Here is a 23,128-nt window from a genome sequence, read left to right on the forward strand (position 1 = left end):
GAATATATTTAGAATAACATGTGAGTTTGTTAATCATATGAAACTAAAACATCATAAAGATTTAATGAAAACAAAGGTTAGCACTCGAGTGTAAAGAGTGCTAAAAATTTAAAGGTTTATTGTTGACAATTTTTTAGTAACTTGATATATTAATACATGTAGTTAGCACTTGCTTGTTAAGAGTGCTAAAAAAGAAGGTGATGATTGTGTTAAGTGAAAGACAACTGAATATATTGCATATGTTAGTCAAAATTTATACTGAAACGGGTGTACCAGTCAGTTCTAAAACTCTGATGAATCATGGTATCAATGCCAGCTCAGCTACAATAAGAAATGACTTAGCAAAACTGGAAGAATTCGAGTTGATTCAAAAGATGCATTCATCATCAGGGCGTGTTCCTTCTATTAAAGGATATCGTTTTTATGTGGATCATTTGATGACACCAGTTGAAATGACCAATCATGAAGTGATTAAGATTAGGCAAATGCTAAATCAACGCTACAATGCAACCAATGAAATCATTGAACAATCTGCCAAGATTTTATCTGACTTAACTAGTTATACGGCCTTTTCATTAGGTCCAGAAGTTAAGGAAAGAAAGTTAACAGGTTTTAGAATTGTTCCATTAAATAGAAATCAATTGATTGCCATTATTGTAACGGATCAAGGTTATGTAGAAAGCCAAGTCTTTTCTATTCCTAATGACATTTCATCAGAGGACATCGAAAAAATGATTCGAATTATCAATGATCGACTCGTTGGAGAAAATCTTTTAACGGTCTATCATAAACTAAGGACGGAAATACCTTTAGTCCTTCAGAAGTATTTCTCAAATTCGTCTAATGTATTATACTTGTTTGAGGAAGTCTTTAATCAAGCTTTTGATGATCAAATCTATATTAGCGGGGGGATGAATTTATTAAATTCAGAAGTCTTAACGGATGTAGCTGAATTTAAATCAATTTACTCTTTAATAAGTGATTCAGACAAATTAACTGAGATTTTATTACCTGATACAACAGGTATCGATATTAAAATAGGTGATGAAATTGAAAATGAATTACTGTTGAACATGAGCTTAATTACAGCTTCTTATGAGGTACCTGAGCATGGTAAAGGTGTTATTGCTCTTTTAGGACCAACCAGTATGTCCTATTCGAAACTACTAGGTTTAGTAAATGTATTTAAAGACGAATTATCGGGACATCTAGATTCTTATTATAGAAGTTTAGAAAGTCCATTAGAAAAATAGTGTTGGAAGGAGACGGATGATTTGAGTAAAAACGAAGAGATTGAAGAAATCGAAGAATTAGAAGAAACAACAGAAGAAGCTGTAGAAGAAATTTCAGTTGAAGAAACATTAAAACAAGAGTTGAGTGAGATGGAAGATAAATTCTTACGTGCTCAAGCTGAAATTGTTAACATGAGAAATCGCCATAATAAAGAACGCGAGGACTCTGCTAAGTATCGTGCACAAAATTTAGCAAAAGACTTGTTAACAGCATTAGATAACTTAGACCGTGCTTTGGAAATTGAAACAAATGATGAGCATGGCGAAAGTATGAAAAAAGGAATCGAAATGGTTAGAGAAGGCATGCTTCATGCATTTAAAGAAGCAGGAGTTGAAGAAATTGACTCTCTTGGACAAACATTCGATCCAAACAAACATCAAGCGGTTCAAACAATTCCGTTGTCAGAAGGTCAAGAGTCAGATGAGATTGTTCAAGTCTTACAAAAAGGCTACATTCTACATGATAGAATTTTAAGACCAGCAATGGTAATTGTTGCACAATAAATTAAAAATTAAAATCAAAGGGGATCATAAATATGAGTAAAATTATCGGTATTGACTTAGGAACTACAAACTCTGCTGTATCAGTATTAGAAGGTGGAGAAGCAAAAATTATTACAAACCCAGAAGGTAATAGAACAACACCATCTGTTGTATCATTTAAAAATGGCGAAATCCAAGTAGGGGAAGTTGCTAAACGTCAAGCAGTAACAAACCCAAATACAATCGGATCAATTAAACGTCATATTGGTGAAGTTGGCTTTAAAGAAGAAATCGAAGGAAAATCATATACACCTCAAGAAATTTCAGCAATGATTTTACAATACTTAAAAGGTTTTGCTGAAGATTACTTAGGCGAAAAAGTAGATAAAGCAGTTATTACTGTACCTGCTTACTTCAATGATGCACAACGTCAAGCAACAAAAGATGCTGGTAAAATTGCTGGTCTTGAAGTAGAACGTATTGTTAACGAACCAACTGCAGCTGCTTTAGCATATGGTTTAGACAAAACAGACAAAGAAGAAAAAGTTTTAGTATTTGACCTTGGTGGTGGTACATTTGACGTTTCTATCCTTGAATTGGGCGATGGGGTATTCGATGTATTATCTACAGCTGGAGATAACAACTTAGGTGGGGATGACTTTGACGAAAAAATCATCGCTCATTTAGTAGAAGCATTCAAGAAAGAAAATGGTATTGACTTATCTCAAGATAAAATGGCTGTTCAACGTTTGAAAGATGCAGCTGAAAAAGCTAAAAAAGATTTATCAGGTGTAACAAGTACTCAAATAAGCTTACCATTTATCACTGCTGGAGAAGCTGGACCTCTTCACTTAGAAATGAACTTAACTCGTGCGAAATTTGACGAATTAACTTCAGACTTAGTTGAAAGAACTAAAATTCCAGTACGTCAAGCAATCAAAGATGCTGGCATTTCAATTTCAGAAATTGATGAAGTTATCTTAGTTGGTGGATCTACTCGTATTCCTGCAGTTGTTGAAGCTGTAAGAAAAGAAACTAGTAAAGAACCAAACAAATCAGTAAACCCTGATGAAGTAGTAGCAATGGGAGCAGCAATCCAAGGTGGAGTTATCACTGGAGATGTTAAAGACGTTGTTCTTTTAGACGTAACACCATTATCATTAGGTATTGAAACTATGGGATCAGTATTTACTAAATTAATTGATCGTAATACAACAATTCCTACAAGTAAATCACAAGTATTCTCAACTGCAGCTGATAACCAACCAGCAGTAGACATTCACGTATTACAAGGTGAACGCCCAATGGCAACAGACAACAAAACATTAGGTCGTTTCCAATTAACTGATATTCCAGCAGCACCACGTGGAATTCCTCAAATCGAAGTAACATTTGATATTGATAAAAATGGTATTGTAAACGTAAGTGCTAAAGATTTAGGTACTCAAAAAGAACAAACTATTACAATCAAATCATCTTCAGGTTTAACTGATGAAGAAATTGAAAAAATGGTTAAAGATGCAGAAGCAAATGCAGAAGCGGATAAAGAACGTAAAGAAGAAGTAGATTTAAGAAATGATATCGATGCTTTATTATTCTCAGTTGATAAAACTTTAGGAGAATTAGAAGGTAAAGTAGACGAAGAAGAAGTTAAAAAAGCAGAAGTAGCTCGTGATGAATTAAAAGCAGCTGTTGAAGCTAATAACTTAGAAGACATGAAAGCTAAGCGCGATGAATTAAACGAAATCGTTCAAGCTTTAACTGTTAAATTATATGAACAAGCAGCTCAACAAGCTCAAGCTGAAAACCCAGAAGCAGCAGCTGGTGGCGCTGATGATGTTGTTGATGCAGATTTTGAAGAAATCAACGACGACGAAAACAAATAAAGAATGAACTTTAGAAAAAGCCAAAGCGTTGAGCTTTAGGCTTTTTCTCTTCATAATAAAAATTAGGTTTCAGAGACATCTGATTTGTGTTATGATTTAGTGGATTCTGATAGTAGAAAAGATGGAGGGTTACGTAAAATGGCCAAAAGAGATTATTATGAAGTCTTAGGTGTTGAAAAAACAGCGACAGATGATGAATTAAAAAAAGCCTATCGTAAATTATCAAAAAAATACCATCCAGATATTAACAAAGAGCCAGATGCAGAAGATAAGTTTAAAGAGATATCCGAAGCCTTCGAAGTGTTGAGTGATTCTCAAAAACGTGCTGCCTATGATCAGTATGGTCATGCAAGTACTGACCCTAACTTTGGGGCCGGTGGCTTTGGTGGCGGAGGTAGCTTCGGTGGGTTTGAAGATATCTTTGAGTCATTCTTTGGTGGTGGATCTGGTAGAAGTTCTAATCCAAATGCACCAAGACAAGGTGCTGATTTACAATATACGTTGGATTTAACGTTTAATGAAGCAATTTTTGGCTTGGAAAAAAATATTCGTTATAACCGTGAAGATGATTGTACAACATGTAACGGAACAGGTGCTAAACCTGGTACTCAACCTGAAACATGTAGTAAATGTCATGGCTCAGGTACAATCAATGTGGAAAGACAAACACCACTTGGTCGAATGATGAGTCGTCAAGCCTGTGATGAATGTAATGGAACAGGTAAAACAATTAAGGAAAAATGTACAACATGTCATGGTGAAGGTCGAATGGTTAAATCTCATTCTGTTAAGGTTAACGTACCAGCCGGTGTAGAAGACGGACAACAAATGCGTTTAGCAGGACAAGGTGAAGCAGGATTTAATGGCGGACCTTATGGCGATTTATATGTGGTTTTCCGTGTAGAAGAAAGTCCAATCTTTGAACGTGAAGGCTCAGAAATTTATTATGAACAGACTGTTTCTTTTGTTCAAGCAGCACTAGGTGATGAAATTGAAGTTCCAACTGTTCATGGTAGAGTTAAGTTAAAAATACCAGCAGGAACTCAAACAGGTACTTCCTTTAGACTAAAAGGTAAAGGTGCTACAAAACTTCGTGGAAGTGGTAATGGTGACCAACGAGTAACTGTTGTGATTGAAACACCTACTGATTTAAATGAAGACCAAAAGAAAGCTCTCCGTGAATTTGCAGTTGCTAGTGGAGATAAAGCTGTTATTGAGCAAGAAGAAGGTTTTTTTGATAAAATGAAAGATGCTTTTTCTTCAGGGAATAAAAAAAAACGTAAATAAACAATGAGAAGTTAATCTGAAAAATGATTAACTTCTTTTTTATTAAAAATACTTGCAATTAAGAATGAAAAAGGATAGAATAAAAATCTAAATAGTAACAATTACGATTTGAAGGAGAGTTTAGATGAAGAAATTTTTAAGTTTGACGTTTATATTAGGAGCAGCAATGGCTTTTGTTGCGTGTTCCCCAGCAGAAAAAAAAGAAGAGGTAAAAAAAGACCAATTAAACGTGGTTACGACTTTTTATCCAATGTATGATTTTGCGACTAAAGTAACGAAAGATAAAGCTAATGTTTCAATGTTAATCGATGGTGGAGTAGAACCACATGATTATGAACCAAGTGCAAAAGATATGGCAAAAATTCAAAATGCTGATGTATTTATTTACAATTCTCATGAGATGGAAACTTGGGTAGAAAGTGTATTAAAAAATATTGATACATCAAAAATTAAAGTTATTGAAGCAAGTAAAGGTATTGAATTACTAGAAGGTGCTCACGATGATGAGGAAGAGTCTGATGAGCATGAAGGACATTCTCATGCGGTAGATCCTCATGTATGGTTAGATCCTATTTTAGTAAAACAAGAAGTTGATACAATCACAAAAGAAGTTGCAGCTGTTGATAAGGAAAATGCTTCTTTTTACAAAGAAAATGCTGATGATTTTAAAAAGGATTTAGACAAACTTGATCAAGACTATGCAAAAAGTTTTAAAGATGTGACTAATAGAAAATTTGTAACGCAACATATGGCATTTTCATATTTAGCACATCGTTATAATTTAGAACAAAGACCAATTTCTGGTATTTCACCAGATCAAGAACCGACGCCTAAAGAATTAAAGAAAATAGAAGATTTTGTTAAAAACGAAAAAATAGAAACTATCTACACTGAAAGTTCTGCTTCACCTAAAATTGCTAAAACAATTTCTGATGCTACTGGTGCTGAACTTGCTGTATTAAATCCAATGGAGACTGTTTCAAAAAGTAAGAGAGATGCTGGTGAGGATTACTTATCTATCATGAATCAAAATTTAGATGCTTTAAAACTATCTATTAAATAAGACGTTAACTCTAAGAATATTAATTCTTTTTTCAATTGAATTAATATTCTTAGATTTTTTTTGCTTATTTTAGTCAAAATACACTATAATGGAGGACAGTTAGGGGGATTAGATTTTTATGAACAAAGTTGGAAATAAAACAAAAGGTATTTTATTAGCTATTATAGGAGCAATCTTTTGGGGAGGCTCAGGAGTTTGTGCTCAATACATTATGCAAAATAAAGGTGCATCAACAGGCTGGTTAGTTAGCGTTAGAATGTTGTTTGCAGGTATTTTAATTTTATTCTATTTATATTTTTCACAAAAAAATAAATTATTTACTATTTTAAAGAATAAAAAAGATATGCTGAGCACATTGATCTTTAGTGTGTTTGGGGTTATTTTTTTACAGTATGCTTTTTTTGCAGCTATTAAAGTATCTAACGCGGCAACAGCAACTATTCTACAGTACTTATCACCTATTTTTATTGTCATTTATTTTATATTTGAATCAAAGAAGATACCGAATGTGATGAGCATGATAAGTATTGCTTTATCCTTGTTTGGAACAGCATTACTTGTAACAAAAGGTGACTTTGGTACATTATCAATTTCAGTCTTAGGCTTATTCTGGGGGTTAATGGCAGGTTTCTTTGGTGCTTTTTATATTATTCAACCAAGAAGAATCATGGCAAAGTATGGAACAACAACTATTATTGGGTGGGGTATGTTCTTTGGTGGCTTGCTATTCCAATTGTATCATCCAATTTGGAAGGATGTTCCAGAGCTTGACTTACAAACATTTGGTTTAGTTTGTTTTATTGTTGTCTTTGGTACTATTCTTTCTTATATTTGCTTATTGAAAAGTACAAGATATATTCCTGCGCAATTTTCTAGTTTATTAACATCGTTTGAACCGTTAAGTTCTGCTCTTTTTTCGAGTTTATTCTTAGGAGTAGTGATTTTACCAATTGAAATAATTAGTATGGTTATCATTATTTTCTCAGTCTTTTTACTTTCTAGAAATAGTGATATGTAATAAAGGTAATAATTATTTTAATTTAAATGAAAAATGAGCTATAATAAAATAGATTAAAAAAATCTTATTATAAGATGGTACGAATATTAGGAGGTAGTTTCATGTCCAAACAACAAATCGGTGTCGTAGGAATGGCCGTGATGGGAAAAAATTTAGCTTTAAATATTGAAAGCAGAGGATATTCAGTTTCCATCTTTAACAGAACAGGATCTAAAACTGAAGAGGTTGTCAAAGAACATCCTGATAAAAAATTGGTAGCAACTTATACTGTTGAAGAATTTGTTGATTCTTTAGAAAAACCACGTCGTATTATGTTAATGGTTCAAGCCGGAAAAGCAACAGATTTAACGATCCAAAGCTTGTTACCTCATTTAGATAATGGAGATGTTTTAATTGATGGAGGAAACACATTCTATCAAGATACAATTAGAAGAAACGAAGAGTTAGCAAACTCAGGTATTAACTTTATTGGAACTGGTGTTTCAGGTGGAGAAGAAGGCGCATTAAAAGGCCCTTCAATGATGCCAGGTGGTCAAAAAGAAGCTTATGAATTAGTTAGACCTATCTTTGAAAAAATTGCAGCTAAAGCTGATGACGGCATGCCGTGTGTGACGTATATTGGTCCAAATGGAGCAGGACACTATGTTAAAATGGTCCATAATGGAATTGAGTATGGAGATATGCAATTAATTGCTGAATCATATGATTTATTAACACGCGTTTTAGGGTTATCAGTTGATGAAGTAGCTGATATATTTGCTGATTGGAACCAAGGTGAATTGGATAGTTACTTAATGGAAATAACTTCTGATATTTTAACTAGAAAAGATGACTTAGGAACAGGTAAACCAATTGTTGATGTTATTTTAGATGCAGCTGGAAATAAAGGAACTGGTAAATGGACAAGCCAAAATGCACTTGATTTAGGAACTCCATTGCCATTGATTACAGAATCTGTTTTCGCTCGCTATATTTCAGCACTTAAAGAAGAACGTGTTGAAGCTAGTCAAATTATTCCAGCACCTACGTTTGCTGAATTTAGCGGAGACAAAAAAGAGTACATCGAAAAAATCCGTCAAGCTCTTTACTTTAGTAAAATTATGAGTTATGCACAAGGATTTGCTCAGTATAAAATGGCAAGTGAAGAGTATGGTTGGGATTTACAATACGGTGAAATTGCTAAAATATTCCGTGAAGGATGTATTATTCGTGCTAGATTCTTACAAGAAATTACTGACGCTTATGACCGTAATCCTGAGCTTAAAAATCTATTATTAGATGAGTATTTCTTAGATATTACTGAAAAATATCAACAATCTGTGAGAGATGTTGTAGCGTTAGCAGTTCAATCAGGTGTGCCTACACCAACGTTCTCTTCAGCTATTGCTTATTTTGATTCTTATCGAACAGCAGATTTACCAGCTAATATCATTCAAGCACAAAGAGATTATTTTGGTGCGCATACTTATTTAAGAAAAGATAGAGATGGTGTGTTCCATTACGATTGGTATTCAGAAGAAAATAAATAAAATGAAAGCTTTTGCTCTTTTATAATGAAAGAGTAAAAGTTTTTTTGTTTTTTGATTGAAATCAAGTGTTAATCAGTTGCAAAAGAACGTTTATTCGTATAACATATAGTTCTGACTTATTTTATGAAAGAAGGGTAATGTATGGCATTATTGATGAAGAAAATCAAAGAACAAGGCCGCTTTGTATTTCTGTCGTTTTTGATGACGGTTATTATGGTAACATCACAATTGTGGCAGCCAAAATTACTGCAAAAAGTAATGACTGCGGTTATGAATGAAGACAATCAAGAATTAAAAAGTGTGGGAATTGTCTTAATTATCGTTGCGATAATCGGCTTACTTGCAGGAATTGTAAACACCGTTCTAGCAGCAAAAGTTTCTCAAGAAGTTGCATCTGGTATGAGAGCAGATGGTTTTAAAAAAATTCAAACTTTCTCATTTAGTGACGTTGAAAAATTTTCAACAAGTAACCTGGTTGTTCGTTTAACAAATGATGTGAACCAAGTACAAAATATTGTTATGATGACTTTTCAAACTATTTTAAGAATTCCAATTTTATTTATAGGGAGCTTCATTTTAGCTATGATTACACTTCCTAAATTGTGGTGGGTTATTATTCTATTAGTTGTATTAGTATTCTTAACGGTTAGCACTTTATTTGGATTAATGGGTAAACACTTTACTAAAATTCAAGGATATATTGAAAGAGTTAATAGTATTGCTAAAGAAAATTTAGCTGGTATCCGTGTGGTCAAATCTTTTGTACAAGAAAAGAATGAAATTAAAAAATTTACAAGTGTGTCAGATAAATTAGCTAAACACACTATTTCGGTTGGAAACTTGTTCTCAGTAATGATTCCAACATTTATGTTAATTGCTAATTTAGCAATTGTTACTTCTATTTTCTTTGCGGCTGATTATGCTAAAACAGATTTAGAAGTTATTGGTGCCATCGTGTCATTTATGAATTATTTAATGCAAATCATGATGAGTATTATCATCGGAGGTATGATGATGATGATGGCTTCTCGTGGGATGGTTTCTTTGAAGCGATTAAATGAAATCATGGAAACAGAACCAACATTAACGTTTAAAACAGAAGGCACTCAACCAATTGAAACAGGAGCAGTGTCATTTGAAAATGTTAGTTTTACTTATGATGGAGCAGATAAACCAACCTTAAGTAATATCAACTTTAAGGTGTCATCTGGTCAATCAATAGGTGTTGTTGGAGCAACAGGTGCTGGAAAATCAACGTTAGCTCAAATGATTGTTAGAATGTATGACCCGACGGAAGGTAGTATCCATGTCGGTGGAGCTAACTTAGTTGATGTTGATAAAACAGACTTAAGAGAAAATGTCGCATTGGTATTACAGAAAGCTATTCTTTTTTCAGGTACGATTGCAGATAACTTGAGACAAGGAAATAGAAAAGCTGATGACAAAGCAATGAAAAGAGCCTCTACTATCGCTCAAGCAACTGAGTTTATTGATACGCAAGTTGATGGTTATTATGGTCATGTTGAAGAAAGGGGATCAAATTTCTCGGGTGGTCAAAAACAACGTTTATCTATTTCAAGAGGTGTCATTGGTAATCCTAAGGTTTTAGTTTTAGATGATAGCACAAGTGCTTTAGATGCTCGCTCTGAAAAATTAGTTAAAGAAGCTCTAGCGAATGAATTAACTGATACAACAACATTTATTATTGCTCAAAAGATTTCATCAGTGGTTCAAGCTGATAATATTTTAGTTTTAGATGATGGTAAATTAGTTGCTCAAGGAACACATAAAGAGTTACTTAAAACAAGTGATGTTTACCGAGAAATTTATGAAACCCAAAAAGCTAAGGAGGTTGAATAAAATATGTCTAAAAAATCAAATAAGAAAAAAAGTGTAGCTCAATTTTTCTGGCGTTATTTAAGTGTTTACAGATGGCAGCTTTTTGTTATTACTGTAGCGATTATTTTTTCAACTTACTTACAAGTAAAAGCACCACAATATACAGGTAAAGCGATTGAAGAATTAGCAAAATATGCAGGAACTTATTTTGCTATGCATGACGCAGACAAAGGTCCTTTTGTGAGTATCATTAAACTTCTAGTAGGTTTATATTTACTTAACTGGATTTCAATGTTTGTTCAAAATATTTTAATGTCTGCTGTAACTGGTAAATCAACAAATCATATGCGGATAGACTTATTTAAAAAGTTAGAAAAAATGACAATAGAGTATTTTGACAACCATCAAGATGGAGAAATTTTAAGCCGTTTTACAAGTGATTTGGACAATATCTCAAACACATTAAATCAAGCATTGATTCAAGTGTTAACAAACATATCAATGATGATAGGTGTATTGATTATGATGTTTAGGGAAAATGTTCAAATGACTTGGGCAACTTTAGCTATTTCTCCAGTGGCCATTTTAATTGCTGTTTATATTATTAAACAAGCAGAAAAAAATGTTGAAATTCAACAAGAGAATATTGGAAAATTGAATGGCTATATCAATGAGAAAATATCTGGTCAAAAAGTAATCATAACAAATGGTTTAGAAGAAGAAACAATCGAAGGTTTTGAAGAACTAAATCAAGAAGTTAAAAAAGCTACTTTTAAAGGTCAAGTATACTCAGGATTACTATTCCCTACTATGCAAGGTATTTCAATTTTGAATACAGCAATCGTTATCTTCTTTGGTGGTGTTTTAGTATTGAATGGAGATATGGATAAAGCTGCAGGTTTGGGACTAATTGTTATGTTTATTCAATATTCTCAACAGTTCTATATGCCACTAACACAAATTTCATCTCAATTTAGTATGCTACAACTTGCTTTCACAGGAGCTAGAAGATTAAATGAAATTTTTGTTGTTGACGATGAATTTGAAAGAGAAAATACAAGCTCAATTTCAGGAATTCAATTTGATGTCACATTAAAAGATGTGGATTTTTCTTATCAACCAGGAAAACCAATTTTGAAAAAGATTAATATTCAAGCAAGAAAAGGTCAAATGGTCGCTCTTGTTGGTCCAACAGGTTCAGGTAAAACAACTGTCATGAACTTACTTAATCGTTTTTACAATGTTGATGGGGGAAGTATTTCAATTGATGGTAAAGATATTAGAGATATTTCTTTACCTAGCCTTCGTTCTCATATTGGGATAGTACTGCAAGAATCAGTTCTATTTTCAGGTACGATTAGAGATAATATTGTTTTTGGAAATGAAGAGGCATCAGAAGAAGATATGATTTCTGCTGCTAAACAAGCTAATATTCATGAATTTATTCAGTCTCTGGAAAAAGGCTATGATACAGAGATTAATGATGAAAATAGTGTGTTTAGTGTTGGTCAAAAGCAGCTAATAAGTATTGCGCGTACTATTTTGACTGATCCTTCACTTTTAATTTTGGATGAGGCAACTAGTAACGTTGATACAGTTACCGAAAGTAGAATCCAAAAAGCAATGGAAAATATTATTGAAGGACGTACAAGTTTTGTGATTGCTCATAGATTAAAAACAATTTTAAATGCTGATTATATTGTTGTTTTAAATCAAGGTGAAGTTATTGAAGAAGGAACTCATGAAGAGTTATTAGAAGCTCATGGTTTTTATGCGGAACTTTATGAAAATCAATTTGTTTTTGAATAAGGCACAATTTTAATAATAGAGGGCTTAGAAAAGAAGATTTAATCTTTTTTCTAGTCCTTTTTATTAGATTAAAAACACTCTTTTGTTAAATAATTACTAGAAAAGGTAATTAAAAGACATGGAATGGAAAGGTTTTCTTGTTTTGTAAAAAAAATAACATAACGAATAGCTTTTTCCTTAGAAAGTCGTTATAATGATAAGTATGAAGATTATAAGTAGCTTAGAAAGGCATGTGTGATTATGTCCAATAAAATTTTAATTGTTGAAGATGAAAAGAATTTAGCTCGTTTTGTAGAATTAGAACTCAAACATGAAGGTTACGAGACAGAGGTCCATTATAATGGGCGAACTGGTCTGGAAGCTGCTTTATCAGGAGATTGGGATGCTATTTTACTAGACTTAATGTTACCTGAATTAAACGGGTTAGAAGTTTGTCGTCGAATTAGACAAGTCAAAAACACACCCATTATTATGATGACTGCAAGAGATTCTGTGATTGACCGTGTTTCAGGGTTAGATCATGGTGCAGATGATTATATTATTAAACCATTTGCTATCGAAGAATTATTAGCAAGATTAAGAGCATTGCTTCGCCGCATTGATATTGAAGGCGATAAAAATATCACTAAACAAACCACTATTACTTATCGTGATCTAACGATTGAAAAAGAAAATCGTGTGGTTCGTCGTGCGGATGAAATTATTGAATTAACTAAACGAGAATACGAATTATTACTTATTCTTATGGAAAACATTAACGTTGTTTTATCAAGAGATGTCCTATTAAATAAGGTGTGGGGCTACGAAATTGAAGTTGAAACAAATGTTGTGGATGTTTATATTCGTTATTTAAGAAATAAAATTGATGTACCTGGTGAAGATAGTTATATCCAAACTGTTCGAGGTACAGGATATGTGATGAGATCGTAATGAAATCATTTCAAAACATAGAGCTGCCATCTAAATTCTCATGGCGCTCTATTTCTTTTAAGTGGACATTTTTAACAGCATTTGCTATTTCAATTTTATTTTCAATATTTGCTATTGTGACTTATCAAACAAGTACTAATATTATGGTTCACCAAGAAAAAACTAAATTTAATCGAACGATGGATGAAATTGAAACTCGGCTATCACGATCAGAAGATCCGTTGACACTAAATAGCACTGTTTTTTATTTAAAAGAGTCTGCAGGAGATTTTGTCGGTAATCAATATTATGATAGAGAAACACTTGAAGCGAGTTTAATGCAATTGAATAGTTTTATTTCAGAACTGTCCCAACCTGAATTAAATGCTAAAGTTTATGGTGCAGATCATCGTTTACTGTTTGAAACTAAAAATGCCTACTTACCTTTTGATGAAGACGAACAACGAACAACGAATATACAAACATTTGATTTTATTACAGGATTTGTTTTATTAAAACCAATTTATTCAGGAAAAACGGGTAAATTAGTTGGTTACACTCAAGGATTTTACGAATTAAATAATTATTATGAAGTTAGTAAAAAACTACTGGATACTCTGATCATTTTAGAAGTTGTTGGTGTTATTTCAAGTATTGTCATTGGCTTTATTCTATCGAGCTACTTTACTAGTCCACTAAGGAAAATGTCAAAAACATTAAATAGTATTGAAGAAGCACATAAAACAGGTGTTAGGATGCCTGTTCCAAAAGCAAATGATGAAATATCTGATTTGGCTAATGCATTTAATGATATGTTAGAAAGAATGCAAAAATTTATCTTGCAGCAACAACAATTTGTGGAAGATGTTTCTCATGAGTTAAGAACACCTGTAGCTGTTATTGAAGGACACATTAATTTACTTAATCGATGGGGAAAAGATGACCCTGAAGTTTTAGAAGAATCGCTAGAAGCTTCTTTACAAGAAATCGTCAGAATGAAAAGTTTGGTTCAGGAGATGCTTGACTTATCTCGTGCAGAACAATCAGAATTTCATTATTCGGACCATACGACATTAGCTAGAGAAGTCATTCATACTAATGTGAGTAACTTTAGAATGCTTTATCCGGAGTTTACCTTTAATCTAGATGATGATATTCCATCTGATATAGAAGTTAAAATATATCGCAATCATTTAGAGCAAATTTTAATTATTTTACTGGATAACGCAGTAAAATATTCAACAGACCGTAAAGAAGTTTTAATTTCTGCTTCTTTGTCATATAAATCTATTGAAATTATGGTGCAAGATTTTGGTGAAGGTATTTCAAAAGAGAATCTAGATCGTATTTTTAATCGTTTTTACCGAGTAGATAAAGCAAGAGCAAGAAATACAGGTGGAAATGGGCTAGGTTTATCCATTGCTGAGCAGTTAATTGATAATTATAATGGAACAATTAGCGTTAAAAGTCATATCAATAACGGTGCAGCATTTACTTTTACACTGCCAATTGTTGAAAAAAACACCTCTGAAAATGAGGATTTAGAAGAAGAGATGGAAGAAGGCTAGAGATCATGCTCTAGCCTTCTTCTTTTTCAACTATTTTACTAAAAAACAATAAGTGAGTGTGTTATAATGTTGAGGTGACGAAAAGCGAGTGTAATTAGTTTAAAAGGAGGGGAAAAAGAAGTGGAAATTGAAAAAACAAACCGGATGAACGCTTTATTTGAGTTTTATTCGACCCTTTTAACAGAAAAACAAATGAATTACATTGAACTTTACTATGCCGATGATTTTTCACTAGGCGAGATTGCAGATGAATACGGTGTGAGCCGTCAAGCAGTTTATGATAATATCAAACGTACTGAAAAATTACTTGAGACATATGAAAAAAAGCTTCATTTATACTCTAACTATGTGGTTAGGGAAGAAATGATTGATGAGATAAAAGAATTATTGGAAAAAGAAGAAAAAACAACTGAGAAAATTATAACGATTTTAGATAAAATTCAAGAAATTGAAGAAGATTAGGAGAGAATTAATTTGGCATTTGAAAGCTTAACAGATCGCTTACAGGTAGCGATGAGTAAATTAAAGAAAAAAGGTACGGTGAAAGAAGAAGACGTAAAAGAAATGATGCGTGAGATACGTCTTGCTCTTTTAGAAGCCGATGTTAACTTACAGGTTGTTCGTGGCTTTACTAAACGTGTTGGAGAACGTTCAATTGGTATTGAAATTTTAGAGTCTTTAAACCCAACCCAACAAATTGTAAAAATTGTTGATGAAGAATTAACAAAAGTTTTAGGTTCTGAAGCAGCTCCATTAAATAAATCACCAAAAATTCCAACAATTATCATGATGGTCGGTTTACAAGGTGCTGGTAAAACTACTTTTGTAGGTAAATTATCTAACTTTTTAAAACAGAATGAAAATGCAAGACCTCTTTTAATTGCAGGTGACGTTTATCGTCCAGCGGCAATTGATCAGTTAAAAGTTATTGGTCAACAACTTGACATTCCTGTATTTGATATGGGAACAGACACTGATCCTGTAGAAATCGTTCGACGTGGTTTAGAACAAGCCAAAGAAAATAAAAATGATTATGTTTTTATTGATACGGCAGGTCGTCTACATATTGATGAGCAATTAATGGATGAATTAAAACGAATCAAAGAATTTGCGGAACCAAATGAAATTCTTTTAACTGTTGATGCCATGACAGGTCAAGATGCTGTCACTGTCGCTCAAAGTTTCGATGAGCAATTAGATGTGACAGGTGTTGTCTTAACCAAACTTGATGGGGACACTCGTGGTGGTGCGGCGCTTTCTATTCGTGCGATTACAGGAAAACCAATTAAGTATATCGGTACTGGTGAAAAATTAACTGATGTTGAAGTCTTCCATCCAGATAGAATGTCATCAAGAATTCTTGGCATGGGTGATATGTTAACGTTAATCGAAAAAGCTCAACGTGAATATGATGAAGATAAGGCAGAAGAATTAGCACAAAAAATGCGTGAAAATTCTTTTGACTTCAATGACTTTATTGAGCAATTGGACCAAGTAATGGGAATGGGACCACTTGAAGATTTAATTAAAATGATTCCAGGAATGAATGATGTTCCAGGTCTTGATCAAATCAAAGTTGACCCTAAAGAAGTTGCTCGTAAAAAAGCAATCGTCTTCTCTATGACACCACAAGAACGTGAAAACCCAGATTTATTAAACCCAAGCCGTAGAAGAAGAATTGCAGCAGGTTCTGGTAATTCAGTGGTAGAAGTTAACCGAATGATTAAACAGTTCAATGAATCTAGAAAAATGATGCAACAAATGAGTAAAGGTAACATGCCAGCTGGTATGGAAAACTTAATGGGAACTGGTGTTAAAGGTAAGCTTGGAAAAATGGCTATGAATAACATGATGAAGAAAAATAAGAAAAAAATGAAGAAAAATAAAAACAAGAAAAATAAAAAGAAAAAATAGTCAAAAAAGCTAAGCTATGTTCATCCAATTTGGATGAATAGCTTAGCTTTTTTAGGAGGAATTTTAATGGAGAAAATTGTTATTTTAAATAAATCAACATTTGAATTATCTGAGGATGATAAAAAACAATTATGGCTTTTTTTAAGTGACACATTTGAGTCAAATTTTTCTAAAGAAGACTTGTCACACTGTTTAGGAGGGTATCATTTACTGGCTTACCATGAAGAAGAATTAATTGGACATGTTTCAGTGGTCAGACGATCTATGATAGTTGGCGATAAACCAATGTATGTAGGATATGTTGAAGCAATGGCAGTGAGAAAAAGTCATCAGTGTCAAGGAGTTGGAACTAAATTAATGCTTAAAGTGAGTGAGATAATTGAAAAGAGCTTCGATATGGGAGCACTGTGTCCATCAGATGAAGGAATGAAATTATATCAAAAACTGGGTTGGCTACCTTGGGAAGGTGCTCTTGAAGAATTTCATTTAGATGGTATAAAGCAGTCAACTGAACCTGTTATACTCTTTCTAAACAAACAAAAAGAAATAGATAATAAATTATCTCTAATAGCTGATTTTAGAGCTGGTGATATTTGGTGATTAAATAAAAAAAGATAAATTACTTGTTATTTATCTAGTTTATTGTTTAGATAGAAGTATTAAAAGGAGGGCTTTTACGTGATAAAAGACGCAACATATTTAGCTAATTTAATAAAAAATAGAGAAATCTCACCAATTGAGGCTTTGGAGGAAATGAATACAAGAGCTAAAAGTAATAGTGAATTGAATGCTTTTGTTGAACTTGACTTAGATAAAGCTAAAAATCATTTGAACCAAATGAAAAAGGATATTGAATCTCAGCCCTTTTTTGGTGTTCCATTCCCATTAAAAGATTTAGGACAAAGTAAAGAGGGAATGAGCCAGACTTTTGGTTCTAAACTGTTTAAACAAAATATTGCCACTCAAACTAATCATTATACAAGAAAAATTGAAGAAGCAGGTTTTATCCCTTTTGGCATCACAACTGCTCCTGAATACGGATTTAAAAATGTAACAGATGCGACGATTTATGGTCCTACGAGAAATCCCTATGACTTAGATCGTTTTTCTGGAGGTAGTAGTGGGGGTGCTGCATCCGTTGTTGCTAGTGGTATTTCACCAATAGCAGGAGCAAGTGACGGAGGAGGATCTATTCGGATTCCGGCGAGTTTTTCAGGATTAATAGGTTTAAAACCAAGTCGTGGTAATATCATAACAGGACCAGATAGTTATAGAGATTGGCAAGGAGCGTCAGTTAATTTCACATTAAATGTATCTATACGTGACACACAAAAAATGTTGAGCTTATTAAAACCAGACAACCAGTTTTCACCTTTTGTTCAACCAAAAGCAATGTTACCAGTTGTCAATAGACCATTAAAAATTGCCATGTGTACAACTTCACCTGTAGAAAGTTCTGTAACAAATGAAGCAATTCAAGCGGTTAAGAATGCAGCTAAATTCTTAGAAGGTTTAGGTCATTTCGTTGAAGAAATAGATTACCCTGTTAATGGAGATAACTTGATTAGAAGTTATTATCAAATGAATGGTGGAGAAACAGCGCATATGATGGCTGGTATCTCTTCTGCATTAAACAGAGAGTTGACGATTGATGACATGGAATTAATGACGTGGACGATTTATCAATATGGTAGAAAGCTTTCAGCATCAGATTATGTGGCTTCTTTTGATGCTTGGGATCAGTCAGCTGTCATCATGGAAACATTATTTCAGTCGTATGATTTGTTTTTATCACCAACAGCTACAACTGTTGCTCCTAAAATATCTGATGATTTACAGAGCAACACTATTAGAGAAAAAATGTTACATGCTGAAGATGCTTCGAAAAATGAATTAGCAGATATGGTTTATGAGATGTTTGAAAAAAGTCTTTGGTTAACTCCGTATACTCAATTAGCTAATTTGACAGGTCAACCAGCGATTAGCTTACCAACTCATATGACTAAAAAGGAAAATCTACCGATAGGAATTCAGCTAATGGCAAGCAAAGGAAATGACCGTTTGTTACTTGAAGTTGGAAAATGGTTTGAAGAGTTAAATCAGCTAATCATTCCTAGTATTTACAAATAGAGATATAACTAAAAAAAGACAGATAGTGCTTTTTCTAGTTTTTTATTTTAAAAATAACAAGAAATTTAAATATTAATGAGAATTTGGTGATATAATAAAGAGAAAACGAGTTGTTTTTGGAGGTGTTTAAATGATTGGTAGCTTTAGAAATATGTTAAAAAAACCAATAAATATTATTTTTCTTTTTCTAAGCATGATTTTAATGAGTGTTTCTTTTATTTATGTTTACACAGACCAGTATGATACATTTGAAAATCAAAATAGGAGAGCTGATTATCAAATTGATGGCGCATTGTTAGCTTTTGAGATGGTAGATACAGCTGAAGGAAGTCCTGTTTATCAAAATTTAGCTTTACAAAAAAGAGAGATAGCTAAACAGTTAAACAGTGTGTTATTTGAAAAACCAGATAAATACATAGAGTCTGGAAATGAACTAGCTAAATTAAGAGAAGAGTTACGAAAGGAAAAAGATTTTAATCATGAGATTGAAATATTGCAACCGCCTTTAGCTAAAACAAAAATGGATAGTACTTATTTTACTCATGTACTAAAAACGAATGAAACAATTTATTTAAAACCTGAAACTTTTAGTACCCTTAGTTTATTCTTTTTTTCAATACTTGGTATTGTATGGTTTCCAGTTTGTGCTTTTTTGACGGCTAATATGTTGGAAGATGAGTATGAACATGAATCCTTACTAAAAGGCTTGCCAGAATCATTTCTTAGGAGATGTTTAAGAAGATATGGTACATTATTTAAGTTTTTCATCATAGGCTTGTTAGGGGCGTTGCTTCTTGCATTTGGCTTTACACAATTATTTGGAAATGGTATCAACGATCTTGGTAATTCACAAGTTGTTCAATTAATATCTTTTAGCATTTTAAAGAATTGGCAAGTGATGCTTCTTTATATTTTTTATTTAATCGTTTTGTTTACATTTGTTTTTACTTTATCGATTTTTTTAAATGTGTTACTTAGAAATTTTTACTTAACATTAATTCTAGAAATGATTTTTTATGCACTAACAATTTTATTACCTGAATTTATCAGTGAGTCCCCATGGTACCTAGGAGCTTATTTAATACCAACTTACCTTTTAGAAGGAAAATATTTAACAAATACATCCTCTATTTTTTTAAACCCAATTGTTGGCATGGGGTATCTATTGATGATCACGTTTCTATTGCTTCTTTTAATCTCACTTATGAGTAAAAGAGGATTGAAAGGAGTGAAGGCGTAATGTGGGCTTTTTTCAAACATGAATTAAAAGAATTTTTAACTAATAGAAAGAACATTGCTATTTATTTGCTTTTGATTTTTTTATCTTTATTTTATTGGTTACAAATTGAGAATAATTTCGAAATAATTGAGCGGGTTTCTAGAGAAGAACTCCAAGCAAGTATCGACACTAAGAGTGACTTTTTAAAGAAAGTTAATCGTGAAGGAGAAATTCATCCAGATACTCAAGCAGCGATTGAAGCTTTTCCAGCTATTGTTGAAAATGAAGAGCAACAAGTTAGATTACTAGATAAAAAGGATTATAAACAATTTTCTAAAGTTAGAAGCCAGTGGTACGAAAGTTACAAATTTAAACCTAGTCCAATGTACTTTAAGGATGGCTCACCGACTGCTAACTTAACGATTTTTTATAATTATTCAACAATGTTTAATAAATTATCTCGTTATAGTGAGATGGATGAACCAATTGATTTAGCCGTTATCGACGAAAAAACAGCTATTCAGTCACTTGTTAGAGCAATGGATTATTTACTTCCAATCATTTTAGTTGTGACTTCTTTTATTTTTTCAATGGATTTACTTTCACGTGATCGAAAACATAAGAGTTTAGTAAAAGGGATGCCCTTAACAGATGGTAAAAAAATAGTGGTTAAAATTCTTGTTGCTTTTATAGGAACGATGCTTGACCTCATACCACTTAGTATTGGATTTATTGGTATTGGTTTAACCAATGGATTTGGATATCTCAATTTACCAATCGGAATTAGTTATTTCAAAGGGAAAATACCTTTATTAAGTGAAATGCACTTTGAAAATATACCTGCAAGCACTTATATTTTAAGGTTTCTTTTATTGATAAGCCTATTAATATTAGTGGCGATTCTTATTAATTTACTACTAGGTATGTGGATTAAAAATGCTTACTTCTTATTTATTGTGACGCTAGGTTTGCCATTTATTGAATTATTCTATAATAGACCAGGCTATGCAGATATTCATCCAGTTCATTTTCTACCTACAAGCTATCTTCATGTAGGTGATGTTATTTCAGGACAACGAAGCCTTTTTTGGTCAGGAGCACAAATAACTTTTGGTTTTGGTTTAATAGTTGTTGGGATAACTCTTTTAGTGTTGAGTATTCTTTTATTTGGAGTGAATCGGTTTAAAAGAACTGTTTAGTGGAGGAGTGAAAAAATGATTGAACTAAAAAATATATCGGTTAGCTTTGGCAAACATCAAGTATTAAGAAATATCAATATGGTGTTTGAAACAGGTGAAGTAGTTGGGCTAGTTGCGCCAAACGGAACTGGAAAAAGCACCTTGTTAAATGTGATGATGAATTATTTAAAGCCAAAACAAGGTGAAGTTATCATAGAAGAGAGAAAAAAATATAAAAGTCCAAAGGAAAATAGTAAAATTTATCAAGTGATTTCTATGATGCCAGATCAAAATGATTTGTATGATCATTTATCAGGTTATGAACATTTGAAATTATATCAAAGCATGTGGAAAACAAAACACCTGAAAATTGATGAGCTAGTTAAACGATTAGAAATGAGTCACTATGTAAAGAAAAAAGTAGGTAGCTATTCATTGGGGATGAAACAACGTCTTTGTTTTGCAATGCAAATAATGAGTGACACCAAAATTATGTTGATGGATGAAGTGATGAACGGATTGGATCCTAATAATGTAGAACTTATTTCAAATGTGATTATTGAAAAAAAAGAAGAAGGAAAGACAATTATTATCGCTTCACATTTGCTAGAAAATTTGGAAAAGTATTCGGATCGGATTTTCTTTATATCAGGAGGAAATTTAGAATTATTTTTAGATAAGTCGCAAGGGTATGCAGATGATTCTACTTATATAAAGTTAAGCCATGTTAATTTTGAAACGATTCAAGAGTTGTTTCCATCTCTGTATCAAGTTGAGCTAAATCATCACGAGATGATTATTAGAGTTCAAGATGACGAGCACCTATCAGAAACTTTAGCAACACTTATTTCTCACGAATATAATCAATTTTCAGTAGGCCATCTTAGTTTACCAGATGCTTATCAATTGAAATTTTAAAGGAGAAAGAAATGCATCAATATAAAACAACGCTATCTTCCATTGAAGAGTTAGAAAAGCTATATACAGCGTTAAACTGGAATCAAATTGGTTTGACAAGAGATGAATTGAATCAGATGGTGGCAGGGAGTTGGTATAGTATTTTTGTTTATAAGGAAGCTAATCTTATAGGGACTGGTCGAATTATTTCAGATGGTATAATTACAGGACTAATTTGTGGTGTAGGGGTATTACCTTTATATCAAGGGCAAGGAGTAGGAAAGAAAATAATCGAAAAATTAGTTAATGAATGCGAGAAAAATCGCATCTTTCCGCAATTAATGTGTGATAAATCATTGATATCATTTTACGAATCAATTGGTTTTAAAGAGTTCACAGTGGGAATGAATTATTCTATTAAGAGATAAAAATGAATTTATAAATAAGCATAAAAAATAAAAAAATGAAGCTGTAAAGAAAAAACACTTTACATCTCTTTTAAAAACTGTTATGATATTTCTTGTGATTAAGAAATATATCTGGAGGTGCCTATAAATGGCAGTTAAAATTCGTTTAAAACGTATGGGTTCTAAAAAGAAACCTTTTTATCGTATGGTAGTAGCAGATTCTCGTTCACCTCGTGATGGACGTTATATCGAAGTTGTGGGAACTTACAACCCATTAGTAAACCCAGCACAAGTAACAGTTAAAGAAGAAGAAATCTTAGACTGGTTATCAAAAGGTGCTCAACCTTCTGACACAGTGCGCAACATTTTATCTCGTGAAGGAATCATGAAAAAACATCACGAAGCTAAATACACTAAAAAATAAGGTGGGACTTTGAATGACTGATGTTAAAGATTTGGTATTAACCATTGTCCGTCCGTTAGTTAGTCAACCTGAAAATGTCCATTTGGAGATTACTGAAGGTGATCAATATATGGAATACAACCTAACAGTTGCCCCTGAAGATATTGGTCGTATTATTGGAAAACAAGGACGTGTGGCTAAAGCTATTCGAACTATTGTTTATAGTGTACGTACAAATGAACCAAAAAAAGTTCGTTTAAATATTTTAGATGGTAATTCTGACACTTAGTCTTTTGA

21 protein-coding genes are annotated in these 23,128 nt (G+C 32.6%); all 21 read left to right on the forward strand.

Going from position 1 to position 23,128, the window contains the following annotated elements:
- Window positions 1-206: 206 nt before the first annotated feature.
- Window positions 207-1,253 carry a heat-inducible transcriptional repressor HrcA gene (hrcA, locus tag H9L18_RS07035; RefSeq protein ID WP_126791486.1) on the forward strand — a complete coding sequence of 349 codons (1,047 nt, stop codon included), beginning with the start codon at window positions 207-209 and terminating at the stop codon, window positions 1,251-1,253.
- A 21-nt stretch (window positions 1,254-1,274) separates the two neighbouring features.
- The gene (grpE, locus tag H9L18_RS07040; RefSeq protein ID WP_126791484.1) at window positions 1,275-1,796 is read left to right on the forward strand and encodes a nucleotide exchange factor GrpE; all 522 of its coding nucleotides are present in this window, start codon (window positions 1,275-1,277) and stop codon (window positions 1,794-1,796) included.
- Between the two features lie 32 nt (window positions 1,797-1,828).
- Window positions 1,829-3,661 carry a molecular chaperone DnaK gene (gene dnaK / locus H9L18_RS07045; RefSeq protein ID WP_126791482.1) on the forward strand — a complete coding sequence of 611 codons (1,833 nt, stop codon included), beginning with the start codon at window positions 1,829-1,831 and terminating at the stop codon, window positions 3,659-3,661.
- A gap of 138 nt (window positions 3,662-3,799) precedes the next feature.
- Entirely contained in the window at window positions 3,800-4,948 is a 1,149-nt protein-coding gene (gene dnaJ / locus H9L18_RS07050; RefSeq protein ID WP_126791480.1) for a molecular chaperone DnaJ, read from the forward strand.
- 124 nt (window positions 4,949-5,072) lie between these two features.
- Window positions 5,073-6,011, forward strand: coding sequence for a metal ABC transporter substrate-binding protein (locus tag H9L18_RS07055; protein WP_126791478.1), 939 nt, complete (start codon window positions 5,073-5,075; stop codon window positions 6,009-6,011).
- Between the two features lie 118 nt (window positions 6,012-6,129).
- Window positions 6,130-7,029, forward strand: coding sequence for a DMT family transporter (locus tag H9L18_RS07060; RefSeq protein ID WP_126791476.1), 900 nt, complete (start codon window positions 6,130-6,132; stop codon window positions 7,027-7,029).
- 101 nt (window positions 7,030-7,130) lie between these two features.
- A complete protein-coding gene (gndA, locus tag H9L18_RS07065) occupies window positions 7,131-8,558 on the forward strand; it encodes an NADP-dependent phosphogluconate dehydrogenase (RefSeq protein WP_126791474.1) in 1,428 nt (475 codons plus the stop codon).
- 141 nt (window positions 8,559-8,699) lie between these two features.
- Complete coding sequence (locus H9L18_RS07070) at window positions 8,700-10,418, forward strand: ABC transporter ATP-binding protein (protein ID WP_126791472.1); 1,719 nt, start codon at window positions 8,700-8,702, stop codon at window positions 10,416-10,418.
- Between the two features lie 3 nt (window positions 10,419-10,421).
- Window positions 10,422-12,206 (forward strand): ABC transporter ATP-binding protein, encoded by a 1,785-nt coding sequence (locus H9L18_RS07075; protein WP_126791470.1) that lies wholly within the window; start codon window positions 10,422-10,424, stop codon window positions 12,204-12,206.
- A 240-nt stretch (window positions 12,207-12,446) separates the two neighbouring features.
- Window positions 12,447-13,136, forward strand: coding sequence for a response regulator transcription factor (locus tag H9L18_RS07080; RefSeq protein ID WP_126791468.1), 690 nt, complete (start codon window positions 12,447-12,449; stop codon window positions 13,134-13,136).
- Window positions 13,136-14,683: a HAMP domain-containing sensor histidine kinase gene (locus H9L18_RS07085; protein WP_126791466.1), complete on the forward strand. Its 1,548-nt coding sequence runs from the start codon at window positions 13,136-13,138 to the stop codon at window positions 14,681-14,683. The genes H9L18_RS07080 and H9L18_RS07085 overlap by 1 nt, the downstream gene beginning before the upstream one ends.
- Before the next feature lie 144 nt (window positions 14,684-14,827).
- Window positions 14,828-15,145, forward strand: a complete 318-nt coding sequence (locus H9L18_RS07090; protein WP_376765012.1) for a putative DNA-binding protein — start codon at window positions 14,828-14,830, stop codon at window positions 15,143-15,145.
- A gap of 12 nt (window positions 15,146-15,157) precedes the next feature.
- Window positions 15,158-16,597, forward strand: a complete 1,440-nt coding sequence (gene ffh / locus H9L18_RS07095) for a signal recognition particle protein (RefSeq protein WP_126791461.1) — start codon at window positions 15,158-15,160, stop codon at window positions 16,595-16,597.
- 66 nt (window positions 16,598-16,663) lie between these two features.
- Complete coding sequence (locus H9L18_RS07100; protein WP_185847394.1) at window positions 16,664-17,197, forward strand: GNAT family N-acetyltransferase; 534 nt, start codon at window positions 16,664-16,666, stop codon at window positions 17,195-17,197.
- Between the two features lie 81 nt (window positions 17,198-17,278).
- Complete coding sequence (locus H9L18_RS07105; RefSeq protein WP_185847409.1) at window positions 17,279-18,727, forward strand: amidase; 1,449 nt, start codon at window positions 17,279-17,281, stop codon at window positions 18,725-18,727.
- Between the two features lie 130 nt (window positions 18,728-18,857).
- A complete protein-coding gene (locus H9L18_RS07110) occupies window positions 18,858-19,967 on the forward strand; it encodes a hypothetical protein (protein WP_126791454.1) in 1,110 nt (369 codons plus the stop codon).
- On the forward strand, window positions 19,967-21,145 hold the full coding sequence (locus H9L18_RS07115; RefSeq protein ID WP_126791452.1) for a hypothetical protein: 1,179 nt from the start codon (window positions 19,967-19,969) through the stop codon (window positions 21,143-21,145). Before H9L18_RS07110 ends, H9L18_RS07115 begins: the two co-directional genes overlap by 1 nt.
- Before the next feature lie 15 nt (window positions 21,146-21,160).
- On the forward strand, window positions 21,161-22,042 hold the full coding sequence (locus H9L18_RS07120; protein WP_126791450.1) for an ABC transporter ATP-binding protein: 882 nt from the start codon (window positions 21,161-21,163) through the stop codon (window positions 22,040-22,042).
- An 11-nt stretch (window positions 22,043-22,053) separates the two neighbouring features.
- Window positions 22,054-22,449: a GNAT family N-acetyltransferase gene (locus H9L18_RS07125; protein ID WP_126791448.1), complete on the forward strand. Its 396-nt coding sequence runs from the start codon at window positions 22,054-22,056 to the stop codon at window positions 22,447-22,449.
- Between the two features lie 127 nt (window positions 22,450-22,576).
- Complete coding sequence (gene rpsP, locus H9L18_RS07130) at window positions 22,577-22,852, forward strand: 30S ribosomal protein S16 (RefSeq protein WP_126791446.1); 276 nt, start codon at window positions 22,577-22,579, stop codon at window positions 22,850-22,852.
- Window positions 22,853-22,865: 13 nt separating this feature from the next.
- Window positions 22,866-23,120: a KH domain-containing protein gene (locus tag H9L18_RS07135; protein ID WP_126791444.1), complete on the forward strand. Its 255-nt coding sequence runs from the start codon at window positions 22,866-22,868 to the stop codon at window positions 23,118-23,120.
- Window positions 23,121-23,128 lie beyond the last annotated feature (8 nt).

The organism is Vagococcus carniphilus (genome assembly GCF_014397115.1).
Lineage (GTDB): Bacteria > Bacillota > Bacilli > Lactobacillales > Vagococcaceae > Vagococcus > Vagococcus carniphilus.